Genomic DNA, 13,154 nt, shown 5'->3' on the forward strand with positions numbered 1-13,154 from the left:
GGTCTCGAGCGGGAATCAGGAGCGGACGAGCGGGCAGGCGCCATCCGCTTCGGGCCGGAAGGCCTCGTCGGCCGGCATGGTCGAGACGAGCTTGTAGACGTCGCCCGCGCCCCGGCTCTCCTCCGGCTTCTTCACCTCGAACAGGTAGGCCGGGTGGATCTTGCGCCCGTCCGCCCGGATGCGGCCCGCCCCGAAGGCGTCGTCGTCGGTCGGCATCCGCTTCATCAGCTCGATCACCGCCCGCCCGTCGGCCTTGGCCTGCGCGACGCCGAGCTCCTTGACCGCCTTGAGGTAGTGGAGCACCCCCGCATAATCGCCGGCCTGGCTCATGTTGGGGAGGACGTTGGCGGCAAGCCGCGGCTTGACGCGCTTCGTGAAGCCGCGGGTCCGCTCGTTGAGGTCCCAGTAGAAGGTCTCGGTGAGCGACAGGCCCTTGGCCACCGGCAGCCCCATGCCGAGCACGTCGGTGACGTAGCCGACCATCGCGGCGAGTCGCACCCCGCTGCCCTCGATGCCGAATTCCTGCGCCTGCTTGAGGCAGGCGATCAGCTCGCTGCCGGAATTGGCGAAGGCGATGACGTTGGCGCCGCTGCTCTGGGCCTGGAGCAGGTAGGAGGAGAAGTCCGCGGTGCTGCCGAGGGGATAGCGCACCGCGCCGAGCACCTTGCCGCCGGCGGCCTTGACGAAGCGGGACGCGTCCGCCTCGGCCGCGTGGCCGAAGGCGTAATCGGCGGTGATGAAGAACCACCTGTCGCCGCCGACCCGCACCAGGGACGTGGCGGTCGAGTGGGCGAGGCACCAGGAATCCCACGACCAGTGCACCCAGTTCGGACTGCAGCTCTTGCCGGTGAGATCCGAGCTGCCGGCGGTGGTGATCAGCGCCGCTTTCCTCTTCTCCTCGATGATGCCGCGCGAGCCGAGCGCGATCGAGCTGTTGCCGACATTCTCGATCAGGTCGACGCCGCCGCGATCGAACCATTGCCGGATGATGGTCAGCCCGACATCCGGCTTGTTCTGGTGGTCGGCGGTGAGGATCTCGACCTTGATATCGGGGGTCTGAGCCATGAACTCGTCGGCGGCCTGCTGGACGCAGGCGACGGTGGTCGGCCCCGAGACGTCGCGGTAGACACCCGACATGTCGGTGATGACGCCGATGCGGATGGTGTTGGTGCTTTGCGCCCGGCTCAGGGAAGCGGGCATCATGGCGAGCCCGGCGAGCACGAAAGTGCGGCGGTCGAGGGTCATGGCGTCTCCTCCATTCTTCGTCGTTTGGTGATGCGCGGGCGGCTTCTGTCAGGCCGCTTCGTCCGCGAGGTGGTGTCCGGTGATGAAGCCGAAGGTCATGATCGGCCCGAGCGTGATCCCGGCCCCCGGATAGGCGCCGCCCATGATGCTGGCCCGGTCGTTGCCGACCGCGTAGAGGCCCGCGACCGGATGAGCATCGGGGCGCAGCACGCGTCCGACCGTATCGGTGCGCAGGCCGTCGAATGTGCCGAGATCGCCCATGACCAGCTTGAGGGCGTAGAACGGCCCCTTCACGATCGGCGCGACGTTGGGGTTGGGCCGATGCTCCGCATCGCCGAGGAAGCGGTTGAAGGCGGTCGAGCCGCGACCGAAGGCGGGGTCCTCGCCGCGCGCGGCGCCGCGGTTGTAGTGATCGACCGTCGCGACGAGCCCGTCCGGATCGATACCCGCGGCCTGCGCGAGCTCGGGCAATGTCCGGCCGGAGACGAGATAGCCGTTGCGGACATATCGGCCGATCGGGACCGGCGCCGGCTTGGCGTAGCCGAGGCCGTATTTGCGGATCGTCGGATGATCGCAGATCAGCCAGGCCGCGGTCGCATCCACCCCCTCGCCGTCGCGGATCATCGCCGCGCCGGTGTCGTGGTAGGAATTCGCCTCGTTGGTGAAGCGCCGCCCGTGCCGGTTCACCGCGACGACGCCGGGCTTGTACCGGTCGACGAGGTGGGGAAAGACCCCCGTGCGCCCCCCGCCGAGGGGCACGCGCGACACCGGCATCCAGGCCGCCGCGTTGGCCATCCGGATCTCGAACGCGCCGCCGGCCGCCTCGCCGAGGCGGATGCCGTCGCCGGTATTGCCGGACGGCGTCGGCGACAGGTGCTCGGCGCCGCGCTTGACGTGGGGATAGGCCTCGGAGACCCGCTCCCGGTCGTGCGGAAAGCCGCCGCAAGCCAGGACCACGGCGCGCCGGGCCGCGATGCGGCGCTCACCCTCCGCATCGCGCACCACCGCTCCGGTCACCCGCCCGTCGCTGACGCTCAGGCTCTCGGCCGCGGTGCCGGTCCGGATCGGGATGCCGAGGTCGAAGGCGGTCTTGGCGAGCCGCGCCGCCAGCGCGTTGCCGCTGGTGATCTGGACGCCGCGGCGGTGGATCGCCAGATCCTTGAGATGCCGGGCGAGGCGGCGCGCCACGTAAGCCGCAGAGGTCAGCGAGCGGGTCGCCCGGAAGAAATGCTTCAAATCCTCGTTCGAGGAATTGAACATCATTCCGATGAAGGTGATCGTCTCGAGCGGCGGGCGCAGCCGGGCGATCTCGCGCCCGAGCTTGCGTGCATCGAACGCCGCCGCCGTGACCGAGCGGCCGGCCTTGGCGCCGCCCGGCGCGTCCGGATGGTAGTCGGGATAGCCCGAGAGTACGAACTTGACCTCGGTCTCGCGCTCGAAGAACTCGATCATGCGCGGGCCCGCGTCGAGAAACGCCTCGACCGCCGCCTCGTCGTAGGCGTTGCCGGCCTCGTGGCGCAGATAGGTCCGGGCAGCCTCGCGCGTGTCGGACAGACCGGCGCGCTCCGCGTGCGGGTTGCCCGGCACCCACAGAACCCCACCCGAGAAGGCGGTGGTGCCGCCGAAGAACGGCTCCTTCTCGATCACCAGCACGTCGAGGCCGCGCTTCCGCGCCGTGATCGCGGTCGCGAGACCACCGGCACCGGAGCCGACGACGAGCACGTCGCAAGCGAGATCGCTGGCTGCCTGGGGCGGCATGGCTTCATCCTCTCCCGGGTATTGCGGAGCCGGGATGCGCGGGACCGGCGGTTCGACCGCCCGGACCCCGTGGCATCGGGCGCGTCGCGCCCTCAACTCTCCGCCTGTTGCCTCCCGTCTCTCGCAAGCTCTGACGCCTCGCGAGGACCATGCACGGAGGCTACCGGATGGCCCGCAGGGCACAATGGACAGATGCCGCGTTCGATTGCACTTTTCCCGCGCGGGCCGCGGCGTGTCCGGGAGGGGGCGGATGGCGCAGACGAGACGGGAATCCGGACAGGCCGCGCCGGTCGAGCGCTTTCTTCTCTACGGGGAGCCGGTCCAGAGCGTCGAGGCGCGCTTCCTGCACGTCGAGCCGATCCGCTTGCGCAGCGGCCGGCACCACTGGACCATCGCGCCCCACGCCCATGCGGACTTGCACCAAATCCTGCTCGTCACGCAGGGCGGTGGCGTGATGCGTGCCGAGGCCGAGCATTTCCCGATCACGCCGCCGGCCCTGCTGGTCGTCCCTTCGGGGGCGATCCACGCCTTCGACTTCGTGGCCGGCACCGACGGATGGGTCGTCACCGTGGCGGACTCGATGGCAATGGACGTTGCCCGGGGCGAGGCGGCCATCGACCGGCTCCTGCGCCGGGCGGCCTGCATCGGCCGCCTGGAGGCCGAGGCGGTGGCCGGGCTCTCCGGCGCCTTCACCGATCTGTCGCAGGAATTCCTGTGGTCGGCTCCGGCCCGGATGCTCGCCATCGAGGCCGGGCTGATCCGGATCCTGGTGGCGGCGGCCCGTCTGGTGGACGCGCAGGGCCGGGAGGACGCACCGAGATCGGCGGAGGCCGCGCTGATCGCCCGCTTCCAGCACCTCGTCGAACAGGATTTTCGCACGGTCCAAGCCGTGTCCGACTACGCCCGGCAGCTCGCCGTGACCGAGGACCGGCTGCTCGCCGCCTGCCAGCGTCGGTTCGGACAGCCGCCCAAGGTGCTGATCCAGCGCCGTGTCCTGGTCGAGGCACAGCGCTGGCTGATCTACACCACGTTGCCGCTCGCCGAGATCAGCCACGCCCTCGGCTTCCGCGATCCGGCATACTTCTCACGCGTCTTCAAGAAGAAGATCGGCGAGACGCCGCAAGCGTTCCGTGCGTCGCGGGCCACGGCCCAAGCCTTATAGGCCGTCTGCGGACAGAAAGAGGGTCCTTGCTCGGCGAGAGCAATCGATCTCCCGAATCCCCCTCGTCTAGGGCAGCGCCCGATCACGTTGCAATCGGGCGCTGCCCTAAGCAGATTTCGCAAAAGTGGCCGCCGGTTTTGCGGATAAAATCTGCGATAATACAAGGATCTAAGCGGACGAAGCGTTGGCCTGCCAACGCAAGTCTGCTTAGTGTCCCGGCACTCAAGTTCGGTGACGAACGTCGTAGGGGAAGATCCTGCTACGGAGGGCTCCGATGCCTCGTCCCCTGCCTGCGGTGAACCTGCGCCCGTCCGAGCGTGACGCCCTTGAGAAGTGGGCCGGGCGTCGCAAGACCGCGCAAGGCCTAGCCATGCGTGCCCGCATCCTGCTGCTGGCCGACGAGGGCGCCTCCAACGAAGCGATTGCCGCCGATCTCGCCCTCGACCCGGCGACCGTCGGCAAGTGGCGCAACCGCTTCCTGCGTGACCGTGTCGAGGGGCTCTGCGACCAGCCCCGCAGCGGCGCACCCCGCCGCATCGACGACGCTCGGGTCGAAGCCCTGGTCCTCGACACCCGGGAGCGCAGGCCCGAGGGTGCCACGCACTGGAGTTCGCGCCTGATCGCCAAACGCCACGGCCTCTCTCACACCAGTGTCCAGCGCATCTGGCTCGGAGTAAAGAACGCCATGCGCCTTATGCGAATGTCACGAGGAACGGGGGCGGTTTCTCGGACTATGGGAAGTGTCATATTGGCGGAACCACCGCTTCCGGGATGCTTGGGGTTGAGATGATATCACTGCATCCTCTCCTTTGATCGTCAAAATAGATTGTATTAATTCTCTACTGCAATATTATATAGTAAATTTTATTTTTTATTATATTCTGTGATATTTTAATTTATCAACCAATCAAAATATTATCTGTAAATAGACAATAGGGTGCAACTATAAAGAGATGCATGCAGAACATGTTATATTTGCCGATCAAATATCTCCGACTTCAAAAATATTTCAGCAAAAATATGGCACCCGATAATATTCATATAAATCAAATTTAATAAATCGCCCGTAGCTCGCTTGTATTGTTGCAGGCGCCTGATTCGGCATCGTACAGAGCCGGTTACGGAGATCGATTCACCGTCGGGAGATGTTACGCAGCCTCGCGCCTCGCCGGCCCTTCACTCGATCCCGCGGATCGGCTCCGGACCCTACCCGCTCAGCGCCCGAGCCGCTTCGATCGCCAGCGGCGCGAACCGCTTGCGAAAATCCTCGGTCGACCACTCGCTCAGCGAACCTGCGATGTGGACCGCGCCCAGCGGCCGGCCCGGGTCGGCGAGCACGGCGGCGCTGAGAACGACCTCGCCGATCAGCGCCTCCTCGGTGGCGAAGGCGTAGCCGTCGCGGCGCGCCTCCTTCACCTTGCGCCAGATCTTCGCCGGCTCGGTCAGGGTCTTCCGCGTCAGCGGCCTGCGGTCCGAGCGCGCCAGGATGTCGTCGACCGTCCCGTCCGGCAGCTGCGCCAGGCAGGCGCGCCCGCCGGAGGAAGCGAAGGTGGGGACGCGTCGGCCGGCGAGCGTGGCGTAGAACGTCTCGCGCTTGCTCTGCAGCCGCACCGCATAGATCGTCGTGAGGTCGTCGAAGAGGCTCAGATCGACGCGCTCGTTGGCGACCTTGCGCAAGTCGACGAGGACCGGCATCGCCCGCTCGATGAGCGGATTGGTGCGCAGGTAGTCGAAGGAACGGTCGAGGATGCGCCGGCCCGGGACGAGGCCGCCGTCGCGGCCGCGATCGAGATAGCCGCGGGCAAGCAGCGTCTGCGCGATGCGCTGGGCCGCGCTCTTGTTCGTCCCCGCGGCCTCGGCCAGCTCGCCGAGCGACATCGGGTGCGGGCTGGCGGCGAAGGCCTCGAGCACGTCGAGCGCGCGCGCCACCGATTGCAGGAACAGCCGGTCGTCGACCCCGCCCCGCGGATCCGCTCCCCCGTCCGCCTCGTCGTCCGTTCGCATGCGCTCAGCCGTCCCTCGCGTGAGCGGCCGTTCTACACCATCGGGCGCTCACGAGAGCAAGACGATCGTATCGGCGAGCGATGTGACCCCGCGTCCGGCCGGCCCTAGCTCCGCACCGGGAACACCCGCGGCGACAGCTCTTCCAGGCTGCGCCCGGCCCAGTCGCGGCCGGGGGCCCCGGCGATGACCTCCGCCTGGCCGCGCCGCAGCATGTCGATGTCCTCGGCGATGTCGAAGGTCGTCACCGCGCCGTCGCGAACGACCTGGACCCCGTCGACGTAGACGTCGCGCACGGCGCGGTCGTTGGCCGAGTAGATCAGGCTGCGCAACGGCTCGTAATCGGGCTGCATGTACGGGTTGCTCATGTCGATCACGGCGAAATCGGCCTTGCAGCCGCTGGCCAGCCGGCCGAGATCGGGCCGCCGGATCAGGTCGGCGCCGCCGCTCGTCGCGGCCGTGAAGGCCTGGGCCGTGGTCGCGCCGGTGTAGCTGCCGGCCCGGATGCGGCTGGCGTAGCAGGCCATGCGCAACTCATCGAGCATGTTGTGCGGGAAGGTGTCGGTGCCGATCCCGCAGGGAATGCCGGCCTCCACGTAGCGGCCGAGCGAGTTCAGCGCGATGCCGCGGCGCGCGAACACCACCGGGCAGTGAGCCACGGCGGCGCCGCTGTCGCGTAAGCGCGCGAAGTCGTCGGCGTGCGGGAAGTGCAGCCAGGGATGGTCGTTGAGGAAGATGCCGTGGCCGATGACGAGATCGGGCCCGAGCGCGCCGATCTTGTCGAGCCAGCCGATCGGCGTCTCGCCGGTGCGGCGCAGGATCTCCTGGAACTCGACGACGCTCTGGGCGGCGTGGATCTGGATCGGCTGGCCGCGGTCGCGGGCGGCGGCGAGCGCCTCCAGGATCTGGCCCTCCGTCACCGTGTCGATCTGGGCCGGGCAGAGCAGGCCCGAGATGCGCCCGCTCGGGTGGCGGCCGGCCTCGTCCATCAGGTCGATCGCCTCGCGTAAGGCGCGGTCGCCGCGGGCCGGGTCGAGGTCGTACTCGACCGAGTGGCCGTTCGTCGTCTTCCACGGCCCGGAGCGGAACATCGCCCAGAGCACGGCCCGGATCCCGGTCTCGGCGTAATGCTCGGGCCAGTCGGGGGTCGGCTGGCCGAGGTCGCAGATCGTCGTGACGCCGCTCTTCAGGAGTTCCGAGACGGCGACGCGCCTTGCGTGCCTGGCGTAACCCGGCCCGATGTTGAAGACCGGCATGAACTCGTAGAGCGAACTCTGGCCGAGCTTGGCGCTGCCGAGTTCCTCCAGCATGCCCTTCCAGCCGGGCTCGTGGCCGGGATGGGAGTGGATGTCGACGAAGCCCGGGATCAGCATCAGACCGGCGCCGTCGATCTCGGTCGCGACCGGGCCGTCATAATTCTTGCCGACGAAGACGATGTCCTTGCCCGAGAAGGCGAGGTCGGCGTTCCGCAGGTAGATGTGGGAGCCGGCCTCGGCGTCCCAGGCGACGATCCAGTCGCAGTTCCGGTAGTGCGTCGCGCCAGTGGATTCGGTCACGGGTCCCCTCCCCTGTTCTTGTCAGGCGGCCTCGCCGCCGCGGTCGTAGACGACCGTGCCGCCGCGGATGGCGAGGTCGCAGCGCGTATCGGACAGGATCTCGTCCGGCGCGGCCTTCGTCATGTCGCGCGAGAACACCGCGATGTCGGCGGCCAGCCCCGGCACGAGACGACCGCGATGCCCCTCGGCCTTGTTCACGTACGCCCCGAGCGCCGTGTAGGCGTGCAGCGCCTCGGGCAGCGACAGCCGCTCGTCCCCACCGATGACCGTGCCGCGTGAGGTCTTGCGGGTGAGCATCGTGTAGAGGTTCGGGAACGGATCGATGTCGCAGACCGGCGCGTCGCTGGAGGCCGCCGCCGCGAGGCCGTGATCGAGCCAGGTCTTCATCGGGTAGGAGGCCGCGGCCCGCGCCTCGCCCAGCACCGAGACGTAGAGATCGCCGAAATCGTAGATGAAGACCGGCTGCGGCACCGGCTCGACGCCGAGCCGCACCATGCGGTCGATCTGGCCTGAGCTGTTGAAGCCGCAATGCTCGATGCGGTGGCGTCGCGCCGGGTCGGGCATCGCCGTCAGCGCCGTCTCGAAGGCGTCGAGCGTCTGCTCGATCGCCGCGTCGCCGATCGCGTGGACGGCGAGCTGGTAGCCCTTGGCGTGGTAGTCGGCGACGAAGGCGTCCATCTCCGGGTCGGTCAGGAGCGACAGCCCGTGCGTCTCCGGTTCGCCGAGATAGGCCTGAGACATGGCGGCGGTGCGCCCGCCGGCGCTGCCGTCGGTGAAGATCTTGACCGGGCCGACGCGGAGCATGTCGTCGCCGGTGCCGGTGATCACGCCGTCCGCGAATGCCTGCTCGACGATGCCGCCGGGCCCGCCGAGCAGGCATTGGTTCACCCGCACCGGCAGGCGCAGGCTTCGCTGGGCGTTGCGGTAGGCGGCCACCTCGCGGTAGCCCGCGCGCATGCCGACCCCGGCATCCATGACGCTGGTGATGCCGTAGGACAGGCACGCTTCGCCCGCCCGCTCGATGCCTGCGACCAGGTCCTCGTCGGTCGGGGCCGGCAGAACGGCCTTCAACCGGTCGCGGCCGGTCTCGGCGAGGAGCCCGGTCAGGCGGCCGTTCTGCTGCTCGATCGCGCCGCCCTGCGGCACCGGGGTCGATTCGTCGATACCGGCGAGCCGGAGCGCCATCGAGTTGGCGATCGTCACGTGGCCGCAGGCGCGCACGAGGGAGACCGGGTGATCGGGCGCGACGGCGTCGAGTTCCTCGCGAAGGGGATGCCGCTTCACGTCGAGCTCGAACTGGTCGTAGCCCCGCGCCAGGATCCAGCGGCCCGGCGGCAGCGCCTTCGCCCGCGCCCGGATCTTGCCGAGGAGATCGTCGAGGGTACGGGCTGCCGCCGGCGTCACGTCGACGTCCAGCATGCCGAGCCCGTAGGGCAGGAGGTGCATGTGGGCGTCGTAGAGGCCCGGCGTCGCGAGCCGGCCGCGCAGGTCGATCACGCGGGTGCCGGGCCCGATCAACGGTTCGAGCTCGGCCGCGGAACCCGTCGCCAGCACTTTGCCGGCCCAGAGCGCGACGGCCTCCGCCATGCCCTCCTTGAGCCCGCAGAAGACGCGGCCGTTGGTCAGGATCGTCTCGGCTTTCGGGAACGCCGCCATCTGTCTCTCTGCCTCCTGTCGGATCACGCCGCATTCGTCTCGGCCGCGATCATCGCGGCGCGCTTCCGCTCGTAGAGCGCCAGCCGGGCCTGGAGCCGCGGATGGCGCTCGCCGGCACCGAAGCGGGTGAAGGCCGGGATCGTCTCGGCGAAGTGGCAGGCCGCCTCGTGCGCCGGTCCGATCGGCCGCAACGCCGGCGCCTCCTCGCGGCAGCGGGCCTGCGCGAACGTGCAGCGGGTGTGGAAGCGGCACCCGGCGGGCGGGTTCATCGGGCTCGGCACGTCGCCGCCGAGCGTCGGGCGCTGGTGACGGTGGGCGGGATCCGGCACCGGAGCGGCGGCGAGCAGCGCCTGCGTGTAGGGGTGGCGCGGCGCGGCGTAGAGCGCCTTTGCCGGGGCGGTCTCGACGACCTGGCCGAGATACATCACCGCCACCCGGTCGGCCATGTGCTTCACCACCGCCAGCCCGTGCGAGATGAACAGGTAGGCGAGGCCGAACTCCGCCTGCAGGTCCTTGAGCAGGTTCACCACCTGCGCCTGGATCGAGACGTCGAGGGCCGAGACCGGCTCGTCGCAGACGATCAGCCGGGGCTTGAGCGCCAGCGCCCGGGCGATGCCGATGCGCTGGCGCTGGCCGCCGGAGAATTCGTGGGGGAAGCGGTCGGCGTGGTAGCTCGCGAGGCCGACGAGGCCGAGCAACTCGCGCACCCGGGCCGCCCGGGAGGCGGCGTCGCCGATGCCGTGGACCAGCATCGGCTCGGCCAGGATCTCCTCGACCGACATGCGCGGGTTGAGGCTCGCGAACGGGTCTTGGAAGATCACCTGCATCTGCCGGCGCAGGGGCCGCAACGCCGCCCGTCCGTCGCGGGTGACGTCGCGGCCCTCGACGCGGATCGCGCCGCCGCTCGGCTCGATCAGCCGCAACGCGAGCCGCGCCAGGGTGGACTTGCCGCAGCCGCTCTCGCCCACCACCGCCAGCGTCTCGCCGGCGGCGATGCGCAGCGACACGCCGTCGACCGCCCCGACAGTGCCGACCTGCCGGCGCAGGATCAGTCCCCGATGCACCGGGTAGTGCTTCGATACGGCGTCGAGTTCGAGGAGCGGCGTCATCCGTTCGCCTCCACGGGGGCCTTCCAGCAGGCGACGGTGTGTCCCGGCGCGAGATCGGCGAGCGGCGGGTAGCCGGAGCGGCATGCCTCCTCGGCGAAGGGGCAGCGCGGGTTGAACCGGCATCCCGCCGGTAGCGCGAAGGGCGGCGGCACGGTGCCGCCGATCACCACGAGCCGGTCGCGCTCGTCCTCCATCCGCGGCATCGAGCCCATGAGGCCGATCGTGTAGGGGTGCTGGGGATCGTCGAAGATCGCCGCGACCGGCGCGCGCTCGACGATGCGGCCGGCATACATCACCGCCACCTCGTCGGCGACCTCTGCGACCACGCCGAGATCGTGCGTGATCAGGATGATCGACATGCCGGTCTCGGCCTGCAGCTCGCGCAGGAGGTCGAGGATCTGCGCCTGGATCGTCACGTCCAAAGCCGTCGTCGGCTCGTCGGCGATGAGGAGCGCCGGGCGGCAGGCGAGCGCCATGGCGAGCATCACCCGCTGGCGCATGCCGCCGGAGAGCTGGTGGGGATACTCGTCGAAGCGCCGCTCGGGCGCCGGGATGCGCACCTGGCGCAAAGCCGCGATCGCCGCCTCCTTGAGCGCCCGGGCGGGCAGTTTCTCGTGGCCCGCCAGGGCCTCGACGATCTGATAGCCGATCGTGTGGACCGGGTTCAGGCTCGTCATCGGCTCCTGGAAGATCATCGCGATGCGGCTGCCCCGCAAGCGCCGGAACTCGCCTGGTGCCATCCCGACGAGCTCGCGCCCCTCGAGCCGGATCGAGCCCCCGGTCACCCGCCCGGGCGCCGGCACGAGCCCCATCAGCGAGAGCGACAGCATGCTCTTGCCGCAGCCGCTCTCGCCGACGATGCCGAGCGTGCGCCCGGCGGGCACCGAGAGCGAGACGCCGTCCACGGGACGGATCGCGCCCCGCGGCGTCGCGAAGGTCGTGACGAGGTCGCGGATGTCGAGGATCGGCGCCGGTGCGGGGGTGCCGCGCGGGGTGATCGTCGGTTCGGCCGGGATCGAGGTCGGGCGGGCGGCGGCGAGAGGCAACGGATCGGCTCCCCTACCGCTTCAGGCTCAGGTCGAGGCCCTTGTAGAGCCCGGCGCCGTAGAGCCCGTGCGGCCGCACGCCCTCGACGCGGTCGCCCGACACGACCCAGAGCTGGCGCGTGACGAGGGGGATCCAGACATTGGCGGCGGTGAGCAGGCGTTGCGTCTCGGCATTCGCCTCCCGGCGCTTGGCGGGGTCGGTCGCGGTCGCGGCGGCGTCGATGAGCCCGTCGGTCTTCTCGTCCTTCCAGTTCATGCGGTTCGGCGTCGGCGCCTGCGTGCTCTTGAAGTAGAGGCTCAGGGCCTCGGTCGCGGTCCCGTAGGGATAGGACAGCATGAAGGCGTCGAATTCCTGCGTCGCGAGCTTGCCCCAGGCGACGGTCGCGTCCCAGAGCTGAATCCGCATGTCGATGCCGACCTTGCGCAGGTCGGCCTGCATCGCCTCGGAGATGCGCGGGTTCTGGTCGTCGCGGATGCCGTAGACTAGGAAGCTCGCCTTCTGGCCGTCCTTCACCCGGATGCCGTCCGGCCCGGGCGTCCAGCCGGCCTCGTCGAGGACCTTGGCGGCGCCGGCAGGATCGAATTTCGGCATCAGCGTCGCCGCCTTGGCGTCGTAGTCGAGCACGGTCGGGCTCAAGAGCGAGTGCAGCGGCGTGCCGTGGCCGAAATAGACCGCCTTGGCGATCGCGTCCTTGTTGACCGCCATGTTGGCGGCGCGGCGGATCGCCGGATCGCTCGAGACCGGCTTGTTCACCCGGAAGGCGAAGAAGACGTCGTAGATGTAGTCCTTCTGCTGCTGCACCTTCAGGCCCGGGACGCGCTGCATCGTGTCGATCGAGAACAGCGGCGGGTAGTAGGTGATGTCGGCCTGGCGCGCCTGCATGGCGGCCATCAGGGTGTTGGCCTCGGGCACCACCTTCCAGACGATCTGGTCGATCTCGGGCTTCGGGTTCTTGTAGATCGGCGGCCCCCAGATGTAATAGGGGTTCTTCTTCATCACGAGGTCCTGGCGCGGCGTCCAGCTGACCCAGCAATACGGCCCGGTGGCATTGAAGCCCTGGACGCCGAAATTCTGCTCCAGCTTCTCGACCGTGTTCTTGTCGACGATCGAGCCGAAGGATTGCGTGAGCTGGTACAGGAGGTCGCTGAACGGCTCCTGCAGCTCGTAGACCACCGTGTGGTCGTCGGTGGCGCGGATGTCCTTCACCTTGCCGGCGCGGTTGGCGACCGGCGAGCGGGTGGCCGGATCGATCCAGCGCTTGAGCGAGTAGACCACGTCCTCGGCGGTCATCGCCCGGCCGTCGCAGAACTTCACGTCCTGGCGCAGGTCGAAGGTGTAGGTCCGGCCGTCCTCGGACCGGGTCCAGGATTTGGCCAGGAATGGCTTCACCGTCTTCATATCGAAGTCGAGGCTGACCAGCGTGTCGGCCAGCATGAACAGGATCTCGGAGGCCGCGGTCGCGGTCGAGCGCACGGGATCGTAGCGGTCGGCGTCGATGACCCGCAGGATGGTGAGCGGCGCCTTCGTCTGGGCGAGAGCCGGGACGAGGCCGAGCAGCGAGAGGCCGGCCGCCAGGGCGGTCCGCGCGAACATCGTCATCAAAGATCCATCCTCTCGAAT

The 13,154-nt window shown here is 69.1% G+C and carries 10 protein-coding genes; 2 read left to right on the forward strand and 8 right to left on the reverse strand.

The features are described from left to right. Positions 1 to 15: 15 nt before the first annotated feature. Positions 16 to 1,245, reverse strand: a complete 1,230-nt coding sequence (locus HBB12_RS30600) for an ABC transporter substrate-binding protein (protein WP_236993438.1) — start codon at positions 1,243 to 1,245, stop codon at positions 16 to 18. Positions 1,246 to 1,293: 48 nt separating this feature from the next. Continuing rightward, on the reverse strand, positions 1,294 to 3,003 hold the full coding sequence (locus HBB12_RS30605; protein ID WP_236993439.1) for an FAD-dependent oxidoreductase: 1,710 nt from the start codon (positions 3,001 to 3,003) through the stop codon (positions 1,294 to 1,296). Positions 3,004 to 3,253: 250 nt separating this feature from the next. On the opposite strand from HBB12_RS30605, the gene HBB12_RS30610 reads away from it, so the two are divergent. Beyond that, positions 3,254 to 4,165, forward strand: a complete 912-nt coding sequence (locus HBB12_RS30610) for a helix-turn-helix domain-containing protein (protein WP_236993440.1) — start codon at positions 3,254 to 3,256, stop codon at positions 4,163 to 4,165. 274 nt (positions 4,166 to 4,439) lie between these two features. Then, on the forward strand, positions 4,440 to 4,955 hold the full coding sequence (locus tag HBB12_RS30615) for a helix-turn-helix domain-containing protein (protein ID WP_236993441.1): 516 nt from the start codon (positions 4,440 to 4,442) through the stop codon (positions 4,953 to 4,955). 416 nt (positions 4,956 to 5,371) lie between these two features. Here the strand turns inward: HBB12_RS30615 and HBB12_RS30620 are convergent, their stop codons facing one another. The 6 genes from HBB12_RS30620 to HBB12_RS30645 form a co-directional block, all read right to left on the reverse strand. After that, a complete protein-coding gene (locus HBB12_RS30620; protein ID WP_236993442.1) occupies positions 5,372 to 6,169 on the reverse strand; it encodes an IclR family transcriptional regulator in 798 nt (265 codons plus the stop codon). Positions 6,170 to 6,273: 104 nt separating this feature from the next. Further along, positions 6,274 to 7,722, reverse strand: a complete 1,449-nt coding sequence (locus HBB12_RS30625; protein WP_236993444.1) for an amidohydrolase family protein — start codon at positions 7,720 to 7,722, stop codon at positions 6,274 to 6,276. 21 nt (positions 7,723 to 7,743) lie between these two features. Continuing rightward, positions 7,744 to 9,378 carry an amidohydrolase gene (locus HBB12_RS30630; RefSeq protein WP_236993445.1) on the reverse strand — a complete coding sequence of 545 codons (1,635 nt, stop codon included), beginning with the start codon at positions 9,376 to 9,378 and terminating at the stop codon, positions 7,744 to 7,746. 23 nt (positions 9,379 to 9,401) lie between these two features. Then, a complete protein-coding gene (locus HBB12_RS30635; protein ID WP_236993446.1) occupies positions 9,402 to 10,487 on the reverse strand; it encodes an ABC transporter ATP-binding protein in 1,086 nt (361 codons plus the stop codon). Continuing rightward, entirely contained in the window at positions 10,484 to 11,485 is a 1,002-nt protein-coding gene (locus HBB12_RS30640; RefSeq protein ID WP_442919397.1) for an ABC transporter ATP-binding protein, read from the reverse strand. Before HBB12_RS30640 ends, HBB12_RS30635 begins: the two co-directional genes overlap by 4 nt. 61 nt (positions 11,486 to 11,546) lie before the next feature. Beyond that, complete coding sequence (locus HBB12_RS30645) at positions 11,547 to 13,133, reverse strand: ABC transporter substrate-binding protein (RefSeq protein WP_236993447.1); 1,587 nt, start codon at positions 13,131 to 13,133, stop codon at positions 11,547 to 11,549. Positions 13,134 to 13,154 lie beyond the last annotated feature (21 nt).

Source organism: Methylobacterium sp. SyP6R (genome assembly GCF_019216885.1).
Lineage (GTDB): Bacteria > Pseudomonadota > Alphaproteobacteria > Rhizobiales > Beijerinckiaceae > Methylobacterium.